This is a genomic window from Ruegeria sp. CH8 (assembly GCF_056536985.1).
The window spans coordinates 99,101-117,179 of the sequence record NZ_JBQFQR010000010.1; the positions used below are offsets into that span (position 1 = coordinate 99,101).

Consider the following 18,079-nt stretch of genomic DNA (forward strand, 5'->3'; position numbering starts at 1 on the left):
CTCAGGCCTTTCTGATGAGGGCATCCACCGCGACGGCCTTGTCGGGCGTGCAGAGGAGCGGGTTAATCTCGACCTCGCCAAGCGTGTCGGCATTTTGCATGACATAGGCCTGAACGGCTTCAATCGCGGTGATGATCGCATCCATATCAGCCGCCGGTTGGCCGCGATAGCCCGCAAGCAGCGGTGCGATTTTCAGCTTGCCAAGCGCGGCCCGGATATCATCGGGCGAGCTGGGAACCAGCAGGGATGCGGTATCGCGCAGAACCTCGGTCAGAACGCCGCCTGCGCCCAAGGTCAGCACAAAGCCGTGCGCCGGATCGCGGACTACTCCGACCAGCAATTCGGCAACGGTTCCGGTGATCATCTCTTCGACCAGAATCTCGTTGGTACCGATATCGGTGGCGACAACTGCCACGTCTTCGGCCTGAACGCCTAGCCGAACGGCGGAATGTTCGGATTTGTGGGCAAGACCAACGCCTTTCACGGCGAAGGGTGCCTCCATTTCCTGCGCTGCGGTCTGAGCTTCTTCCGGGCCGCGCACGGTGCGGTTTTGCGGAATGCGCAACCCGCAATCCGCCAGCGCCTGCTTGGATGCGCCTTCGGTCAACGTCCGGTTCGCCTCGGCGGTGCCGGGCAGCCAAACGGGATGCGTGGATGGTGCCGCGATCTGGGTTGCCGCGCGGGTGGCGGCCAGTGCTTCGCCCAAACCCATTAAGGGTACAACGCCCCCGGCCATCAGTTCTTGTGCAACGTCTTCGGGCAGCAGTTCCGGCAACGTCGCGGCAATTGCGAACCGCGCGCCGGTCTCCGCACGGACTTTCATCGCCGCGCGCGATGCGCAGGTCCAGTCGGTCGGGTCGGTGGTCGGGTAGTCGACGATCGAGAAGGTCAGGTCGATATCGTCGCCGGTCATGCCGGACCACGCCTTGGTCATCGCTTCTTCGTCGCGCCAGATATAGGTGTGGTAATCCAACGGGTTGTTCAAAGCGACCATGGGACCAAGGGCATCGCGCAGGTGGGCATTCTTGTCGTCGGTCAAGCGCGGGAAAGTCAGGCCCGTGCCCACGGCCATATCGGCGATCAGGCTGGCCTCACCCCCCGAACAGCTAATCGAGGCGATGTTGCCGCCCGGCAGCGGTCCATAGCAATGCAGCAGTTTCAGCGTTTCAAGGAAATCGGGAAGGGCTGACAGACGCGGGACGCCAAGCCGTTCAAGCAACGCCTGCGCTCCGGCATCACTGCCTGCCAGCGACGCGGTGTGCGACACGGTCGCCGCTTGCGCCTGTTCCGATGCGCCAACCTTGACCGCCACCAGCGGGATACCTTTGCTGTGCGCCTTGGCGGCCAGCGCTTCCCACTCGCGGATATCCTTGAAGCCCTCGATATGCAGGCCAACGGCGGTTACACGTGGATCGTCGATCAGGGCCGAGGCGATTTCGGCCTGGCTGGTTTGCGCCATGTTCCCGCAGGTCACCATATAGGCAATTGGCAGACCGCGCTTTTGCATGGTCAGGTTGATCGAAATGTTCGAACTTTGCGTCAGGATCGCGACGCCCTTTTCTACCGGGCTCGCGCCGTGCTGATCGGGCCACAGCAGCGCGCCGTCCAACGCGTTGATGAAACCATAGCAGTTTGGCCCCAGAATGGGCATGTCACCGGCAGCAGCGATCAACTGGTCCTGCAGGTCTCCGCCCGTATCATCTTCGGCCGCAGCCTCGGAAAAGCCCGAGGCAAAACACACCGCGCCACCGGCACCCATGCTGGACAGGATGTGAACCGCTTCGATCGTGGCGTGGCGATTGATGCCGATGAACACGGCGTCGGGGGCCTCGGGCAGGTCTTCGAGGTGCCCATAAACCGTATGGCCTGCGATTTCCGTGGCCTTGGGATGTACCGGCCAGATTTGACCCGCATAGCCCATGCGTTCCGATTGCAGAATAACCTGTTGGCACCAGGCGCCGCCCCCAATGACGGCAATGGATTTCGGGCGCAGCAGCCGGGTAAGATCTCTGTTCATCGACGATCCTGATCGTGTCGTTGGAAATAAACGACGGAGAGCGGACTCTGGCAGAGTGAGAGCATTTGATGCCAGAGCCCGCTCACCGCAGTAGCGTGGTCTTATGCGCCGAGGGGACGCAGAAGATCGCGGCTGATGATGTGACGCTGAATCTCGCTGGTGCCATCCCAGATGCGCTCAACCCGGGCATCGCGCCAGAAGCGTTCGATCGGGAAGTCATCCATCAGGCCCATGCCGCCATAGATTTGCAGAGTCGTATCGGTGACCCGCGCCAGCATCTCGGACGCGTACAGCTTGGCCGAGGCGATTTCGCGGTTCGACGGCAGGTTCTCGTCCAGACGCCACGCGGCGGACAGGGTCAGCCAGTCGGCGGCGTCGATCTCGGTGATCATGTCCGCGATCTGGAAACCGATGCCCTGGAACTTGCCGATGGGTTGACCGAACTGCTTACGCTCGGCTGAATAGTTCAGAGCATAGTCAAAGCAACGGCGCGCACGACCAACCGAGAAGGCCGCAACCGTCAGGCGGGTGGCATAAAGCCATTCGTTCATCACGGCAAAACCGCCATCGACCTCGCCCAGAACCTGCGCGTCGGGCAGGCGGCAATTGTCGAAATACAGGATGTAGTTCTTGTAGCCCTTGTGGCTGACCGAGTTGTAACCTTCCTTGACCTCGAACCCCGGGGTACCGCGATCGACCAGGAAGGTGGTGATGCGCTTTTTGGGGCCTTTCGGGGTCTCATCCACACCGGTGGCGATGAAGACGATGAAGAAATCCGCGTGTTCCGCGCCCGAGATGAAGTGTTTCGATCCGTTAACGACCCAGTCACCGCCATCGCGCACCGCCTGACATTTCATGCCACGCACATCCGAGCCTGCGTCCGGCTCGGTCATTGCCAGCGCGTCCATTTTCTCACCACGTACGGCGGGCAGCAGGTAACGTTCACGCTGCTCGTCGTTACAGGCCATCAGGATGTTCTGGGGGCGACCAAAGAAATGGGTCAGCGCCATTGAACCACGGCCCAGTTCACGCTCGACCAGCGTGAAGTCGAAATGCGACAGACCGGCGCCGCCAACCTCTTCGGGGAAGTTACAGGCGTAAAAACCCAGATCAATGCACTTCTGCTTGATCTGCTCGCCCAGCTCATGCGGGACCTGACCGGTGCGTTCAACCTCGGCCTCGTGCGGGTAGATTTCGTTTTCGACGAAGCTGCGAACAGTCGAAACGATCATTTCCTGTTCTTCTGACAGACCAAACTGCATGGCGCGTATCCTTAGATAGGTGATTGACGCAAGAAACGGCATTGCGCATTTTCACGACATGCAGAGTTGGTTCGAGATCGTGCAGAGTTGGAAAAAATTTGACCCGGCAATATAACATTTTGATTTTCGACGGATTCTCGAACCACTGCCTTGCCAACATGGTCGAGCCGTTGCGTGCTGCGAACACTTTGGCACGGCAGGATCTCTATGCGTGGCGATTCTGTTCGATTGACGGAGAGGTGGTTGAAAGCTCCAGCGGCCTTGCCGTCACGCCGAATGGGGCCTTGGGTGATCAGCGCGGTGACGTGCTGGTGGTTATGCCCTCCTATGGTTATCTCAAGTTGGACACACGTGACACCATTCGTGCGATCCTTTCGGCTGCAGGACGGCACACGCAGCTGGCGGGACTGGACACCGGCAGCTGGCTGTTGGCCCGGGCCGGGTTGCTGAACGATCACCGGGCGACGATTCACTGGGATGAACTGGCCCGGTTCGAAGAGACCTTTCCGGCGGTCAACGCGGTTCAGGAGCGATACGTCATCGACGGCAATCGGCTGACCTGTTCCGGAGCGATGGCGGCGTTTGATCTGGCCTCGGCCCTTATTCGCCGCGATCACGGGCCGCTGTTGTCGATGGAGGTCGCGCATCTGCTGATGAGCCGGGGCGGCGCGGATCACTATGCGCTGCCGCTGAAATCCGAAGACAGCCTGGTCAATCGCGCTCTGACCGTGATGCAGGCGAATCTGGAAACGCCGCTGCCGATCAAAGAAGTCGCCCGCAAAATCGGGTGCTCGCAGAAACGGATCGAGGTGCGGATACAGGCCGAACTGAAAACCACGCCGCAGGCGTTGTACCGGCGTCTGCGTCTAAACCTTGCGCGAAAACTGGCGGAAGAGACGGAACAATCCATAGCCGAAATCGCCGGGCGCTGCGGTTATGAAAATGCCAGCGCCATGACCCGAGCTTTTAAGGCCGAGTTCGGGCAGACGCCAACCGCGTTCCGCAGCGGCAGTTAAGGTATATGACGTTGCGGAGCCTTACGCTTTCTGCACAGTAGCAATGCAAACCCAAGTCGCAGGACGAGACCCAAAACAAAGGAGTCTGAACATGACCCAATCCACAGACGTTAACCGGCAGATCGTTTTGAATGAACGCCCCAGCGGTCAGCCGGACGAAAACACGCTGCGCCTGACCACGACAGAGGTTCCGACCCCCGGCCCGAATGAGATGCTGGTGCGCACAGTTTATCTGTCTCTGGATCCGTATATGCGCGGGCGTATGAACGATGCGAAGTCTTATGCCGAACCCGTGGCCATTGGTGGCGTCATGACCTCTCAGGTCGTGGGGCAGGTGGTGACGTCGAATCTTGAGGGGTTTGAGGCCGGAGATTACGTCCTGTCGGGCAGCGGTTGGCAGGACTATGCAATCTCGGACGGGACCGAGGTGATGAACCTTGGCAAATCCCCGCAAAACCCGTCCTGGGCGTTGGGTATCCTTGGGATGCCCGGCTATACCGCCTATGCCGGTCTGCTGAAAATCGGTGAGCCGAAGCCCGGTGAAACCGTTGTAGTTGCGGCCGCTGCCGGGCCTGTGGGCGCGACTGTCGGGCAGATCGCAAAGCTCAAAGGGTGCCGGGTTGTGGGCGTCGCCGGTGGTGCGGAGAAATGTGCGCATATCGTAGAAAATCTTGGGTTCGATGCCTGTATCGACCACAGGGCGCCGGACTTTGCCGAGCAGTTGAAACTGGCTTGCCCGGACGGGATTGATGTCTATTTTGAAAATGTTGGCGGCAAGGTGCTGTATGCGGTGTTGCCGCTGCTGAACCCATTTGCGCGGATGCCGGTCTGCGGTGTTGTCGCATGGTATAACCTGCCGGGGCTTCCCGAAGGTCCGGATATGGGTCCAGCAATCATGGGCACGCTGTTGCGCATGAAGGTGAAAATGCAGGGTTTCATCATTTTCGATAGCTTCACGCGCGAGGTCTACGAAGAGTTCCGCCGCGACATGACCGGATGGATTGCCGACGGGTCGATCCAGTACAAGGAACACATGGTCGACGGGTTGGAAAACGCGCCCGAAGCCCTGAACCAACTGCTGAGCGGCGGTAACTTCGGCAAAATGGTGGTTAATGTAGGGGCGTAAAGCCTACCCCCAAAATGCGTTCACCCGATGCCAAACACCGGGTGAACATTGATGATGTTGATATATTTACGCTGTTGTGCCCTTGATGCGGATGGCTGAACCCAGCGAGCCCGCGCACAGACCTACGACCACGGCAATCAAAAGTTCGATCGTTTCGACATTGGCAAAGTTCCAATGCGCGAAGACCAGCGTTTCCATCACGCCAACCGCGCCACCCATCAGTGCGCCCAGCCAAACACGCCGCGTCATCATCCCCAGCGCAAGGCCCAGAATACCCGGCAGGCTGATAATGTTGGCCCCGATTGTTCCCAGAAGTTCCAGCATGTCTTGCCCCTCTTATTCCGCCTGATTGGCCAGGAATGACCGGATTTCAGCGCTGCCATCCGCCACCTGATGCTGCAGCTTGCCCGAGGGTTCACCAGCCAGTTCTTCGGTGATTTCCTGATAGGTCTCAAGGTAGTTCGGCGGCAGAGTGTGCGCGATGCCCTGGTGACAGTCGATGCAGGTCATGTTGTTGTCGATTGCGCGCTGGTGTTCGGATGCGGCGCGGGTTTCTTGGATGGTAAAGTCCATATAGTCGAAATTGTGACAGTTGCGGCATTCGCGGCTGTCCGACGCCTTCATCTTTTTCCAGACGGCCGAGGCCATGCTCAGCCGGTGTTCTTCGTATTTTTCAGGCGTGCTGATGGTGCCGACCATCTCGTGATAGACGTCCTTGACGGCCATGATCTTGGCCTTGATCTTGTGGTTCCACTCATGCGGCACGTGGCAATCGGAACAGATCGCGCGCACGCCCGAGTGGTTGTTGTAGTGGATCGTCTCGCGGTATTCGCCCAGATTGGTTTCCATCGTGTGGCACGAGGTACAGAATTCCTCGGTATTGGTCAGTTCCAGCGTCCAGTGGAACCCACCCCAGAACAGGATGCCGGCGAGAAAACCTGCCAACACCAGAAAGCCCGAGCTGAACATGACAGCCGGTGTCCAGATTGCGTTCCAGATGCGGCCAATCCAACCGCGATTTTCGGGGGAGTCTGCCATGTTGGTGCTCCTTTCAGACTTGCGTTGGATCAGTTGCCGGACGAGGGTTCAAACACGTTGTCGACCAACGCAGGAGCATCTGCCTGAGGCACGTGGCACTGATTGCAGAAATACCGGGTGCCCGCGATACGGTCCAGCTCGTTGCCGTCGCGATCCAGATAGTGGGTCATCGACAAGGTTGGCGCGTTGCGCTCGCCTGCTTTGGTCCAGTCGTGGCAGGACAGGCATTGGTTGGTGCGCACGTCGATCTGGTACTGCTCGATTGAATGCGGGATTAGCGGAGGTTGTTGGCGATAGTTACGCTGCATCCGTCCTTCTACATCTTTGTGGATCTGATGCAGAGGGATTGGCTCATCTACATCTGCCCCGCGCAGAGTTTCCACCTGGGCTGACTGGGCAAGGGCGAACCCACTCAGGAGCAAAACGGGGATCAGGGCAATTCCGCCTGTCACAATTGATTTTTTCATCTTGGCACTCCCTTAGATAGGTCTGGCTTCGCGCGGCTCGGGCGCGGGAACTGGATCGGAAGGTGCGACGACCTGGTCGTCGAACCGGTGAGTAAATTTGAAGACATCGACGGCGCAGACATCGATGCAGCGGCCGCAATTGGTGCAGTCCGGCGACAGGATCAGTGGTGTCGTGCCGGGCTTGCCCTTCAACGCGGGGGATATGATCTGGTTTTCTGGGCAGACGGCATAGCAATCCATGCAATCGTCACAGGCGGTCCGGTTGGCGGCGCTGACCCGCAGCAGGCTTTTGCTGCCGATCAAGCCGTAGAAGGCGCCGACCGGGCAGATATGGCCGCACCAGCCGTGGCGCGCGACGACCAGATCGAAGATGAAGATCGCAGCAACCAGAGCCCAGACGAAACCGGCGCCAAAGATCAGCCCGCGGTGCAGCATGGTGATCGGGTTGACCAACTCCCATGCGATCACGCCGGTCAGGCCCGAGACGATCAACACCGTCGCCAACACCCAAAGGCGCGTGTTGCGTTTTGGTTGCCAGCCTTTCGGCAGATCCAGTTTGCGGTGCAACCAGTTGGCGGCGTCGGTCACCGGGTTGATCGGGCAGACCCAGGAACAATAGACGCGGCCGCCGATCAGCGCATAGGCGACCAGAACGATCAACCCACCAATCAACGCGGTTAGTTCGGGCCAATGACCGGCCACGAGGCTTTGCAACAGCACCAACGGATCAGTCAAAGGCAACACGCCAAGGGTCAGCGACCCCGCCAGCGTGCCCTGCACGATCCAGATGCCGAACCAGGGGCCCAGCAGGAACAGGATCAGAAAGAACAACTGACTTGTGCGACGCAGTAGCAGGAATCGGTGCGCGCCAATCCAGCCTTTGGTGGCGACAGCCTCTTGGCCGACAGGAAGATGAGTGCGGGCGCTCATTGTCCTGCCCCCGGAAGGTCATAAGACGGAGCGAAGCCGCCCGGCGTGGCCAGATTGTCCGTGCCCGGTCCCGGCAGGCGGTCGGGCAGGTCGATCAGGCCGTCCACAAGGGGACCGCCATGGCTCTCTTTTTCTTCCCAACCTTTGCGGTAGTGATCCGCGCTACTGCCGCGCGCCAATCGGGCGGGCAGAACCTTGATCGCGGCTTCGGGCAGAACGCAGCTTTTCTCGCACATGCCGCAGCCGGTGCAGCGGTCGGCATGGACGGTCGGAATGAACATCGCATGGTGACCGGACCGGTCGTTATGCGCGGTTTCCAGCGTGATCGCCTCGTCAATGACGGGGCAGACGCGGTAACAGACATCGCAGCGCAGGCCGAGGAAGTTTAGACAGTTTTCCTGATCGACCAGAACCGCAACGCCCATTTTGGCATCGTCGATATTGTCCAGCCCCGGATCCAGCGCGCCGGTGGGGCAGGCGGCGACGCAGGGGATATCGTCACACATCTCGCACGGCACATTGCGTGCCGTGAAATAAGGTGTGCCGGTGGCAACCGCATCGACCCCAAGTTCTGCCAGTTTCAAGGTATCGTAAGGGCAGTCCCGCACGCATAGCCCACAGCGGATGCAGGCCGACAGGAACTCCTCTTCCGGCAATGCGCCGGGCGGTCGCAATGCTTCGGCCGGCAGCGCGCGGGCATCGCGGGCCAACCAGGCCAGCAAGGACCCGGCGACCACGCAGCCGCCTGCCGCGCGCGTCGAATCCTGCAGGAATCGGCGCCGTTGCGGCGAGAGAGGAGTACCGGTCAGGGACATGGGGACTACCTTTGCGATCCTTCCCGGTTACGCGCGTTCTACCTTACACGCGCATTTCTTGAAGTCGGTCTCTTTCGACAGCGGGCAGGTTGCGTCCAGAGTCAGCTTGTTGGTCAGCTGATGCTCGTCGAACCAGGGCATGAAGACCAGACCGCGCGGCACCTTGTTGCGCCCGCGGGTCTCGACACGGCTGGTGACCTCACCGCGACGGGTGGACAGAACGATTTCCTGACCGCGTCGCAGACCCCGATCCTTGGCGTCCTGCGGGTGCATGTAGACAACCGCATTCGGATAGGCGCGGTGCAGTTCCGGCACCCGGCGGGTCATCGAACCCGAGTGCCAGTGTTCCAGCACGCGGCCCGTGGACAACCACAGATCATATTCTTCATCCGGCTCTTCAGCGGCGGGCTCGTAGGGGGCAAAGATGATGCTCGCCTTGCCGTCGGGCTTCCCGTAGAACTTCACGCCTGCGCCTTCGGGCACATAGGGGTCATAGCCTTCGCGGAAACGATACAGCGTCTCTTTCCCGTCAACGACCGGCCAGCGCATACCGCGCGCCTCGTGGTACATTTCGAACGGTGCCAGATCGTGCGCATGACCGCGACCGAAGTCGGCATATTCCTCAAACAGACCTTTCTGCACGTAGTAGCCGAAGTGCTCGGCATCGTCGTTGTCGAAGCCTTCGGCTGTTTCCGACAGCGGGAACTTGTCGATCTTGCCGTTGGCATAGAGCACGTCATACATGGTCTTACCGCGATGCTCGGGCATAGTGGCCAGCAGCTCTTCGCCCCAGACCTCTTCAACGGTGAAGCGCTTGGAGAATTCCATTAGCTGCCACAGGTCCGATTTCGCCTCGCCCGGCGCTTGCACCTGTTGCCGCCAGAACTGAGTACGGCGCTCGGCGTTGCCATAGGCGCCTTCTTTCTCGACCCACATGGCGGTGGGCAAGATCAGGTCGGCAGACACAGCCGTGACTGTCGGGTAGGGGTCAGACACGGTGATGAAGTTTTCCGGGTTGCGATAGCCGGGATAGCCTTCCTCGTTGATGTTGGGCGCGGCCTGCATGTTGTTATTGCACTGCACCCAATAGGCGTTCAGATCACCGTCTTTCAGCTTGCGGTGCTGCAGCACGGCGTGGAAGCCGGGCTTGGCCGGAATGGTGCCAGCAGGCACGTTCCAGGCGGTCTCGCAAATCTCACGGTGTTTGTCGTTCATCACCACCATGTCGGCGGGCAGGCGGTGGGCAAAGGTGCCAACCTCACGCGCGGTACCGCAGGCCGAAGGCTGACCGGTCAGCGAGAAGGGGGAGTTCCCGGGTTCCGAAATCTTACCGACCAGCAGGTGCACGTTATACATCAGCGAGTTCACCCACGACCCGCGGGTGTGCTGGTTGAAGCCCATGGTCCACAGGCTCATGACTTTGCGGTTCGGGTCGGCGTATTGCTTCGCCAGTTTTTCCAGCTTGTCGGCGGGCACGCCCGACAGTTCAGCAGTGTATTCCAGCGTGTAGGGCTCGACCGCTTTGGCGTATTCTTCAAAGCTGATCGGTTCCATCTTGCCGGCATTGGGGTTTGCGGCCTCTTGCTGCAGCGGGTGGCTGTCGCGCAGGCCATAGCCGATATCGGTGGCGGTCTTGGTGATGTTGACGTGGTTCTTGACGAACTCTTCGTTCACCGCGCCGTTCTGGATGATGTAGTTGGCGATATAGTTCAGGATTGCCAAATCGGTTTGTGGCGCGAACACCATACCGTTGTCGGCCAGCTCGAACGAGCGGTGCTCGAAGGTGGACAGCACGTGCACCTCACAGCCCGGCTTGGTCAGGCGGGTGTCGGTCAGGCGAGACCACAGGATCGGGTGCATCTCGGCCATGTTCGAACCCCACAGCACGAAGGTGTCCGCGTGTTCGAGGTCGTCATAGCAGCCCATCGGTTCGTCAATGCCGAAGGTGCGGATAAAGCCCACCACAGCCGATGCCATGCAGTGCCGCGCGTTGGGGTCGATGTTGTTAGAACGGAACCCGGCTTTCATCAACTTGGCAGCGGCATAGCCTTCCCAGACAGTCCACTGCCCCGAGCCGAACATGCCAACGCTGGTCGGGCCTTTTTTGGCCAGCGACTCTTTCCATTTCTCGGCCATGACGTCGAAGGCTTCGTCCCAGCTGACCGGCTCGAATTCGCCGTTCTTGTCGTAGACGCCATTCGATTTACGCAGCAGCGGCGTGGTCAGCCGGTCTTTGCCGTACATGATTTTGGACAGGAAATAGCCCTTGATGCAATTCAGGCCGCGGTTGACCGGCGCATCCGGGTCGCCCTGGGTGGCGACAACACGTCCGTCCTTGGTGCCGACCAGAACTGAGCAGCCGGTGCCGCAGAAGCGGCAGGCCGCTTTGTCCCAGCGGATATCAGGGGCACCGGTTTGCGCATTGGCCTGACCGGTGGCTAGAGGTATGCCTGCGGCTGACGCAGTGGCAGCGGCCGCTGAGGCCTTGAGAAAAGTCCGGCGAGATTCTGAAGTAGTCATAGCGTGAGCCTCCGGCTGGTGGTTTGGCTTGGGGCCTCGGGATGCGGAGCGCTTTCCGCGAGATCCTCGAAATGGTGATAAGTCAGCGTCAGAGAAATCACTCCGGGGATCTGATGCAGATCCATGATGATCTCGGACGCAAGGCGGTCGGGTGTGTCTTCGACAACGACGACGAAACGGCCGTCTTCTGCTTGGGCATGAATTTCGACGCCCGGCGTGTCCCGCATGGTTTGTGCCGCGGCATCGGTCTGGTCTTGGGCAACATGTGCAAGGCAACCGCAGATATTCATTGAACCGTTTCCGTTTTGGTTAGGGGCTGGCGTTCAAGCGCGACAGCATCGACAGGGCAGAGCGCCACGCAGGCACCGCATCCGGTGCAGCTATCGGTATCCAGTGTGGGTTCGGCGCGTCCGCCCAACTGCAGCTTGAATCGGATGGCATTCTGCTCGCAATTGTCCTGACAGACACGGCAACTGACACCGGTCATGGACAGGCACGAGGTATCCTGAATAGCTGCGCGCCACGGCCAGTCGGCCAGACGTTCGATCAACAGGGCGTCCGTCGGGCAAGCCCTGGCACAATCGCCACAAAACGAGCAGGGATCGTCGCCGGGTTGAAACACCGGGAAACCATCCTGATCAATCGCAATCACATTTTCGGGGCAGGCCTCGGCACAGTCACCGCATTTGGTGCACTGATCCACAAAGCCCGGCACAACCGAACCCGGAGGGCGGACAGTATTACTGAACTCCCGGAACATGCTGGCGCTTAGAAACGCCCTGCGGCTGGTCATCTGGCTCATATGGCTGGACTGTTCGCGTCTGATTCCTCTTCTAGGTTACCCCAATACAGATTTTGAATGTGATGAATTTTGATCCAGATCATAAACAAGAGCATTATTTTTCATCAATTTTTGAACCTTTGACGATTTAAAGCTGTTGCTGAAGTTGCGCGGAGTGGATGTGGCTTCGGTTCGGCGAGGTTTTTAGGCACAGAAGCGACCACAATGCCCTGTTTTGCTGGTCAATGAGCGTTTGTTACATTTCCTTGCTATGCGGCGTTGCAGCATTGAAAATAAGTCCCATATTGAAATTCAGTATGCTGCGCCGCAGAATGCGCGAAAGGATCGGTTGAATGTTCAGACTGGACGGAACCAAAGCGGTTGTCTTGGGCGTGGCCAATCACCATTCGATCGCCTGGGGCATTGCCCGTGCGCTTCATGCGCAGGGGGCCGAGGTGGCGCTGACCTATCTGAACGAAAAAGCGGAACCGCATGTTCGGGCACTGGCCGAACAGATCGACGCCCCGATTGTAATGCCGCTGGACGTGCGTGACCCGAACCAATCCAAGGCCTTGTTTGATGAAATTGCCCTTCAGTGGGGGCGGCTGGATACGCTGGTGCATTCCATCGCTTTTGCGCCGCATGATGATCTGCATGGGCGCGTGGTTGACAGCTCGGCCGAGGGATTCGGGCTGGCCATGGATATCTCGGTGCATTCCTTCCTGCGGATGATCCGTCTGGCTGAGCCGCTGATGACGCAGGGCGGCACCTGTATGACGGTTTCTTTTCTGGGTTCGACCCGGGTTATCGAACATTACAACGTGATGGGCCCGGTCAAGGCCGCGCTGGAGGCTTCGGTGCGATCGGCAGCGGCCGAACTGGGGTCGCAGGGTATATCCGTTCACGCGCTGTCGCCGGGGCCGATGCAGACACGGGCGGCGTCGGGGTTGCCCGAGTTTGACGCGTTGCTGGAAGACGCTGCCACGCGGGCACCAACCCATCATCTGGCAACGATCGAGGATGTCGGCGCCTACGCTGCATTTCTGGCCAGCCGCGAGGCGTTCAACGTCACCGGCGGCATTCACCTTATTGACGGCGGCTACAACATCGTCGGGTAAAGGACAGGCTCATGTTTTCAAATGTGCAAGAGAATTCGCTGAAACTCGGATCTGAAATGGCGCAGGATGCGGCCGCGGTTCAGGACCGAACCTTTGATATCGTAACCCGTGCGCTGGATCAGTCGGGCGTGCAGTGGCACTTGCTGGCGCAATCCACTCGGTTGCAATCGACAAAGATTGCCGAAGCCCACGCGGAACGTACCCGCGACCTGATGCAGGGATTTTCCGATGTGTCGCAGCGCCTTATGCGTTCGCAATCCATGGCAAAGGACTGGGCGGCATATCTGAAAGACGCCTCGCAGCGAGTGGTACTGACCATGGACGCGCTGCGTGAACGCGGCGATGTATTTCTGGAGCATGAGGCGGCGGGCTGCCCGCCGGTGCTGGTCTATGATTACGAAGTCATCGTTGATGGGAAGACCCTAAAACGCGCCTGCAATTACCAACTGTTACGTATCCTGCCGCCCGAAGGCGTGACGGTGGATGACAAAAAACGCCCCTATATCATTATCGATCCGCGAGCGGGTCATGGTGGTGGGATCGGGGGCTTTAAACCGGACAGTCAGGTGGGCGTTGCCCTGTCCAAAGGGCATCCGGTGTATTTCGTCAGTTTCGGGCGTGATCCGGTGCCCGGCCAAACCCTTGCCGATGTCATGCACGCCGAGGCTGGGTTCGTCCGCACCGTGCGGGCGCGACATCCCGACAGTCCTCAGCCCGTGGTGACCGGGAATTGTCAGGGCGGGTGGGCGACCTTGCTGATGGCCGCCTGCAACCCGGACCTGACCGGACCACTGATCCTGAACGGAGCCCCGGTCGCGCCGTGGTCGGGTGAGGTGGGTGAAAACCCGATGCGCTACAATGCAGGCGTTCTGGGGGGCACGTGGCAGCCGATGCTTTGGTCCGATCTGGGCGCAGGCAAGTTCGACGGTGCCAATCTGGTGATGAACTTCGAACAGTTGAACCCCAGCCGGAACTATTTCGGTAAGTATTTCGACCTCTACCGCGATCCCGAAGCGGGCTGGAAACGCTTCATCGATTTCGAACGCTGGTGGGGCGGCTATTTCATCCTGAACGAAGAGGAAATCCACTGGATCGTCGAGCAGCTGTTTGTCGGCAACCGGCTGGTCAAGAACACAGCGCAGCTTGAACCCGGCGTGCCGGTGGACATCAAAGCCATCAAAGGCCCCATCTTTGTTTTCGCCAGTCAGGGCGACAACATCACGCCGCCGCAGCAGGCGTTGAACTGGATCGCGGCGACCTATGCGGATGAAGAGGAAATCCGCCTGCGCGGGCAGAGGATCATCTATATGTTGCATGACGAGGTCGGGCATCTGGGCATCTTCGTCTCGTCCAAAGTGGCGCGCAAGGAACATACCGAGCTGGCCTCGACCTTGGAAACGGTCGAAGCAATGGCACCGGGCCTCTATGAGATGGTGATCGAGAACATCGAAGGCGAGGGTCAAGACAAGCGGTTCGAAGTCCGGTTCTACGACCGAAACCTCGAAGACCTGGCCGCGCTGGATGATGGGCAAGAGGACGAAGCCAGCTTTGCCGCCGTCGCGCATATGTCCGAGGTTCAGGCCAACGTCTATGAAACCTTCGGGCGCCCTGTTGTACGATCCATGTCAACGCCGATGGGCGCGAAAGCCCTGCGCGATCTGCACCCGCTGCGGGTTCAGCGGGCTGCGATGTCATCCGCGAATCCAATGATGAAAGGCGTGGAGCATCTGGCTGACACAGTGCGCGAAAAGCGCGAACCAGCCGCGCCGGACAATCCTTTCCTTGAGCTTGAGAAACTGACCGCCGACTGGATCGAACAGGTCATGGACCTGAATCGGGACCTGCGCGATGCGTGGTACGAGGCCACTTTCTTTACGCTCTGGGGTGGGCCGCTAGCTGCGTGGTTCGGCAAGAAATACGCTGCGCACCGTACCTTACCAGATCCTGAATCCCTCCGATCTCTGCCGCAGGTCGAGGCCGCGCTGGCGCATATGAATCAGGGCGGTCTGCCCGAGGCTGTGATCCGCCTGCTGCTTCTGCTGGGTGTCAGCAACCAAAGCTTCCGGGCTGAGATCTTGCACCGCTGGGCGCATGTGTTCCGAAATGAGGCGCCCTTTAAAAACCTGACCGTCGACCAACGCCAGCGGATGCTGCGCGAACAGACTGTGATCGTGACCTTTGATGAACAAGGTGCGATTGAAACGCTGCCCGATCTTCTGCCACGCGCCGCTGACAAAAAACAGGCTGTCGATCTGATCAAGCGTATTTTGGGCGATATCCCGAACCCGTCGCCCGAGCTTGTAGAGATGGCGCAGGCGCTGTACGAGACACTCGATCTTGCTGAGATCGAAAAGAAATCCGATGCCCCGGCCAAACCTGCCCCCAGATCCCGGGCGCGCAAGGCTGCCGCTGTGAACAAGGCCAATCCGCAATGAAGATAGAAGAAAACCGTACTTACGCGCAGGTGGAGGTCGGGGACGAAGCACAGGTGACACGCCTGTGCACAATCGACGATCTTTACGCCTTTGCCTCGGCTTCAGGCGATCACAATCCGCTGCATCTTGCGGGCTATGACGGCGATGGCGATGGCCGCCCTGAGGCGGTCGCTCCGGCCCTGTGGCCTGCTGGTCTGATTGCGGCGGTTCTGGGTAACATTTTGCCCGGTGCTGGTACGCAAACCCGCTGGGCGAACCTGTCCTTCCATCTTCCCGTGGTGGCGGGTGACGAAGTTACCGCATTTGTTACTGTACTTGAAAAACGCGAGGATGGTGACTTGCTCTGTGCCGCCGAGGTGCGCCGCGTTGGCGATAACGCACTGGTCCTGAGCGGCGAGGTCCAGGTCACGCCGCCAGCCAAGCATATGGCGTTCGACTCGGTCGAGGTGCCCGGCCTGATCGTTCAGCGCCACCGTCACTTCGACGCGTTGATCGCAAAGGCCGAGCCGATGGAGCCGATGCCCACAGCGGTGGTCGCCCCGGAAGAGCCGAACTCGCTGGGCGGTGCGCTGCTGGGCAAGGCCAAAGGCATCATCACGCCGATCCTGTTGGGCGATCCGGACAAGATCGCCGCTGCGGCAGCGGAACTGGGCGCCGATCTGTCGGGGATCGAAATCATCGAGGCCAACAGCCACGAAATCGCCGCCCACCGTGCCGTGGACCTCGTGGTCCAAGGCAAGGCAGAGACTCTGATGAAGGGGCATCTGCATACGGATGTGTTGCTGCATGCGGTCTTGCGTCGGGACCGGGGGTTGCGGACCGGGCGGCGTCTGTCACATGTGTTCGTGATGGACGTGCCGGGTATGTCACGGCCGATCATGGTGACGGATGCGGCGGTCAACATCGCCCCCGATTTGGAAACCAAGGCCGATATCGTCCAGAACGCCATTCATCTGGCGCAATCCATCGGGATCGAAACACCCAAAGTTGGCGTGTTGTCGGCAGTTGAGACGATCAACCCGCATATGCCCTCGTCCGTCGATGCGGCGCTGTTGTCGAAAATGGCCGAGCGTGGCCAGATCACAGGCGGTCTGGTCGATGGCCCCTTGGCGATGGACAACGCGGTGGACCTGAACGCAGCCCGGACCAAGGGGATCACCTCTGAGGTGGCCGGGGCGGCGGACATTCTGGTGGCGCCGAATATCGAGGCGGGCAATATGGTGGCAAAGCAGCTGACATTTATCTCACATGCTGAGGCAGCTGGGATCGTTGTTGGCGCCACCGTGCCGATCATTCTGACATCGCGGTCGGATGATGACGCGTCGCGGTTGGCTTCTTGCGCGGTGGCGGCGCTGCACGCGCAGGCGAACAAAGGTAAAATCCATGGCTGACTACGTTCTGGCGCTGAATGCCGGTTCTTCTTCCCTGAAATTCGGACTGTACGAACTCGCCGAAGGCAACCGACCCAGCATGCGCTGGCATGGCCAGATTGAGCGTCTTGGCGACGCGCCCCGGCTGCTGGCGCAATCCGCCGGAGGGCGCTCGGTCGACCGGCCGCTCGTCAATGCCAAGAGTCACGATGAGGCCATTCAGGCCTTTTTGGACATGGCCCGAGAGTATCTGCCGAGCTTCAATATCCGCGCCATCGGTCACCGGGTCGTGCATGGCGGGACAGTTTATTCTGAACCCGTTCTGATCGATGATAAGGTCATTGAAACCCTGACCGGGTTCATCCCCTTTGCGCCTCTGCACCAACCCTACAGCCTGGCTGGTATCCGCGCCGCCAGCGCTGCGTTTCCCGACACCGTGCAGGTCGCCTGTTTCGACACCGCGTTTCACCGGACGCATCCATGGGTCAACGATACCTTCGCTCTGCCGCAGAGCTACTATGAAAAGGGCGTGCGCCGGTATGGCTTTCATGGTCTGAGCTACGACTATATCTCGCAGAAGCTGAAAGAGATCGCCCCCGGTCTGCACGATGGCCGCGTGGTCATCGCGCATCTGGGCAACGGCGCTTCGATGTGTGCGATATTGGGCGGCCGGGCCGTGGCGTCGACCATGGGCTTTTCGGCGCTGGACGGGTTGCCGATGGGCACCCGCAGCGGTCAGCTGGACCCCGGCGTCGTGCTGTACATGATGCAGCAGGAAGGCATGTCCGCGGACGAAATTGCAGACATGCTCTATCGTAAATCGGGCTTGCTTGGCTTGTCGGGCATCTCATCGGATATGCGCACCTTGCTGGCCGCCGACACGCCTGACGCGCGCAAGGCCATCGACTATTACGTGTTCCGCATTCGCCGCGAACTGGGCGCGCTCTCTGCCGCGCTGGAGGGGATCGACGCGCTGGTCTTTACCGGCGGAATAGGAGAGAATTCGGCCCAGATCCGTCAGCAGGTGTGCGACGGGATGCGCTGGATCGGGATTGACATGGACCACAACAGAAATGCCGATGGCGGCACGGTTCTGTCCACCGATTTCAGCCGTGTGCGCATCCTGACGATCCCAACGAACGAAGAGATGGTGATCGCCCGCGCCGCAGCGCAGATGACGTAAC

16 protein-coding genes are annotated in these 18,079 nt (G+C 59.9%); 6 read left to right on the forward strand and 10 right to left on the reverse strand.

What is annotated here, in order from left to right; all coding sequences use genetic code 11:
• Window position 1: 1 nt before the first annotated feature.
• Entirely contained in the window at window positions 2-2,017 is a 2,016-nt protein-coding gene (locus tag ACR0ER_RS13040) for an acetate--CoA ligase family protein (RefSeq protein ID WP_480769306.1), read from the reverse strand.
• A gap of 101 nt (window positions 2,018-2,118) precedes the next feature.
• Window positions 2,119-3,279: an acyl-CoA dehydrogenase family protein gene (locus ACR0ER_RS13045; RefSeq protein WP_480769307.1), complete on the reverse strand. Its 1,161-nt coding sequence runs from the start codon at window positions 3,277-3,279 to the stop codon at window positions 2,119-2,121.
• Window positions 3,280-3,377: 98 nt separating this feature from the next.
• Between ACR0ER_RS13045 and ACR0ER_RS13050 the strand changes: the two genes are divergently transcribed.
• Together ACR0ER_RS13050 and ACR0ER_RS13055 are read left to right on the forward strand one after the other, a co-directional pair.
• Window positions 3,378-4,295, forward strand: coding sequence for a GlxA family transcriptional regulator (locus ACR0ER_RS13050; protein WP_480769308.1), 918 nt, complete (start codon window positions 3,378-3,380; stop codon window positions 4,293-4,295).
• A 91-nt stretch (window positions 4,296-4,386) separates the two neighbouring features.
• Window positions 4,387-5,421, forward strand: a complete 1,035-nt coding sequence (locus tag ACR0ER_RS13055; RefSeq protein WP_480769309.1) for an NADP-dependent oxidoreductase — start codon at window positions 4,387-4,389, stop codon at window positions 5,419-5,421.
• A 66-nt stretch (window positions 5,422-5,487) separates the two neighbouring features.
• Here the strand turns inward: ACR0ER_RS13055 and ACR0ER_RS13060 are convergent, their stop codons facing one another.
• The 8 genes from ACR0ER_RS13060 to napF are packed head-to-tail and all read right to left on the reverse strand — an operon-like array spanning window position 5,488 to window position 11,993.
• On the reverse strand, window positions 5,488-5,745 hold the full coding sequence (locus tag ACR0ER_RS13060) for a hypothetical protein (protein WP_170330596.1): 258 nt from the start codon (window positions 5,743-5,745) through the stop codon (window positions 5,488-5,490).
• Between the two features lie 12 nt (window positions 5,746-5,757).
• On the reverse strand, window positions 5,758-6,459 hold the full coding sequence (locus ACR0ER_RS13065; RefSeq protein ID WP_170330594.1) for a NapC/NirT family cytochrome c: 702 nt from the start codon (window positions 6,457-6,459) through the stop codon (window positions 5,758-5,760).
• Between the two features lie 29 nt (window positions 6,460-6,488).
• Window positions 6,489-6,926 (reverse strand): nitrate reductase cytochrome c-type subunit, encoded by a 438-nt coding sequence (locus tag ACR0ER_RS13070; protein WP_170330591.1) that lies wholly within the window; start codon window positions 6,924-6,926, stop codon window positions 6,489-6,491.
• Between the two features lie 12 nt (window positions 6,927-6,938).
• The gene (napH, locus tag ACR0ER_RS13075; RefSeq protein WP_480769310.1) at window positions 6,939-7,856 is read right to left on the reverse strand and encodes a quinol dehydrogenase ferredoxin subunit NapH; all 918 of its coding nucleotides are present in this window, start codon (window positions 7,854-7,856) and stop codon (window positions 6,939-6,941) included.
• Complete coding sequence (gene napG / locus ACR0ER_RS13080) at window positions 7,853-8,671, reverse strand: ferredoxin-type protein NapG (RefSeq protein ID WP_480769311.1); 819 nt, start codon at window positions 8,669-8,671, stop codon at window positions 7,853-7,855. The genes napH and napG overlap by 4 nt, the downstream gene beginning before the upstream one ends.
• Before the next feature lie 27 nt (window positions 8,672-8,698).
• Window positions 8,699-11,191, reverse strand: a complete 2,493-nt coding sequence (napA, locus tag ACR0ER_RS13085) for a nitrate reductase catalytic subunit NapA (protein WP_480769312.1) — start codon at window positions 11,189-11,191, stop codon at window positions 8,699-8,701.
• Window positions 11,188-11,481, reverse strand: coding sequence for a chaperone NapD (locus ACR0ER_RS13090; protein WP_480769313.1), 294 nt, complete (start codon window positions 11,479-11,481; stop codon window positions 11,188-11,190). Before ACR0ER_RS13090 ends, napA begins: the two co-directional genes overlap by 4 nt.
• A complete protein-coding gene (gene napF, locus ACR0ER_RS13095; protein ID WP_480769314.1) occupies window positions 11,478-11,993 on the reverse strand; it encodes a ferredoxin-type protein NapF in 516 nt (171 codons plus the stop codon). Before napF ends, ACR0ER_RS13090 begins: the two co-directional genes overlap by 4 nt.
• A gap of 332 nt (window positions 11,994-12,325) precedes the next feature.
• Here napF and fabI point away from each other — a divergent pair, with 332 nt between their 5' ends.
• The 4 genes from fabI to ACR0ER_RS13115 are packed head-to-tail and all read left to right on the forward strand — an operon-like array spanning window position 12,326 to window position 18,078.
• Window positions 12,326-13,090: an enoyl-ACP reductase FabI gene (gene fabI / locus ACR0ER_RS13100; protein WP_480769315.1), complete on the forward strand. Its 765-nt coding sequence runs from the start codon at window positions 12,326-12,328 to the stop codon at window positions 13,088-13,090.
• An 11-nt stretch (window positions 13,091-13,101) separates the two neighbouring features.
• Window positions 13,102-15,525 carry a DUF3141 domain-containing protein gene (locus ACR0ER_RS13105; protein ID WP_480769316.1) on the forward strand — a complete coding sequence of 808 codons (2,424 nt, stop codon included), beginning with the start codon at window positions 13,102-13,104 and terminating at the stop codon, window positions 15,523-15,525.
• Window positions 15,522-16,916, forward strand: a complete 1,395-nt coding sequence (locus ACR0ER_RS13110; protein ID WP_480769317.1) for a bifunctional enoyl-CoA hydratase/phosphate acetyltransferase — start codon at window positions 15,522-15,524, stop codon at window positions 16,914-16,916. The genes ACR0ER_RS13105 and ACR0ER_RS13110 overlap by 4 nt, the downstream gene beginning before the upstream one ends.
• On the forward strand, window positions 16,909-18,078 hold the full coding sequence (locus ACR0ER_RS13115; RefSeq protein WP_480769318.1) for an acetate/propionate family kinase: 1,170 nt from the start codon (window positions 16,909-16,911) through the stop codon (window positions 18,076-18,078). The genes ACR0ER_RS13110 and ACR0ER_RS13115 overlap by 8 nt, the downstream gene beginning before the upstream one ends.
• Window position 18,079 lies beyond the last annotated feature (1 nt).

What these genes read in the sequence shown, in the direction of transcription:
- ACR0ER_RS13040 (WP_480769306.1), bottom strand. Translation starts at nt 2,017, where the DNA reads ATGAACAGAGATCTTACCCGGCTGCTGCGCCCGAAATCCATTGCCGTC.
- ACR0ER_RS13045 (WP_480769307.1), bottom strand. Translation starts at nt 3,279, where the DNA reads ATGCAGTTTGGTCTGTCAGAAGAACAGGAAATGATCGTTTCGACTGTT.
- ACR0ER_RS13055 (WP_480769309.1), top strand. Translation starts at nt 4,387, where the DNA reads ATGACCCAATCCACAGACGTTAACCGGCAGATCGTTTTGAATGAACGC.
- ACR0ER_RS13060 (WP_170330596.1), bottom strand. Translation starts at nt 5,745, where the DNA reads ATGCTGGAACTTCTGGGAACAATCGGGGCCAACATTATCAGCCTGCCG.
- ACR0ER_RS13065 (WP_170330594.1), bottom strand. Translation starts at nt 6,459, where the DNA reads ATGGCAGACTCCCCCGAAAATCGCGGTTGGATTGGCCGCATCTGGAAC.
- ACR0ER_RS13070 (WP_170330591.1), bottom strand. Translation starts at nt 6,926, where the DNA reads ATGAAAAAATCAATTGTGACAGGCGGAATTGCCCTGATCCCCGTTTTG.
- napH (WP_480769310.1), bottom strand. Translation starts at nt 7,856, where the DNA reads ATGAGCGCCCGCACTCATCTTCCTGTCGGCCAAGAGGCTGTCGCCACC.
- napG (WP_480769311.1), bottom strand. Translation starts at nt 8,671, where the DNA reads ATGTCCCTGACCGGTACTCCTCTCTCGCCGCAACGGCGCCGATTCCTG.
- napA (WP_480769312.1), bottom strand. Translation starts at nt 11,191, where the DNA reads ATGACTACTTCAGAATCTCGCCGGACTTTTCTCAAGGCCTCAGCGGCC.
- ACR0ER_RS13090 (WP_480769313.1), bottom strand. Translation starts at nt 11,481, where the DNA reads ATGAATATCTGCGGTTGCCTTGCACATGTTGCCCAAGACCAGACCGAT.
- napF (WP_480769314.1), bottom strand. Translation starts at nt 11,993, where the DNA reads ATGAGCCAGATGACCAGCCGCAGGGCGTTTCTAAGCGCCAGCATGTTC.
- fabI (WP_480769315.1), top strand. Translation starts at nt 12,326, where the DNA reads ATGTTCAGACTGGACGGAACCAAAGCGGTTGTCTTGGGCGTGGCCAAT.
- ACR0ER_RS13105 (WP_480769316.1), top strand. Translation starts at nt 13,102, where the DNA reads ATGTTTTCAAATGTGCAAGAGAATTCGCTGAAACTCGGATCTGAAATG.
- ACR0ER_RS13110 (WP_480769317.1), top strand. Translation starts at nt 15,522, where the DNA reads ATGAAGATAGAAGAAAACCGTACTTACGCGCAGGTGGAGGTCGGGGAC.
- ACR0ER_RS13115 (WP_480769318.1), top strand. Translation starts at nt 16,909, where the DNA reads ATGGCTGACTACGTTCTGGCGCTGAATGCCGGTTCTTCTTCCCTGAAA.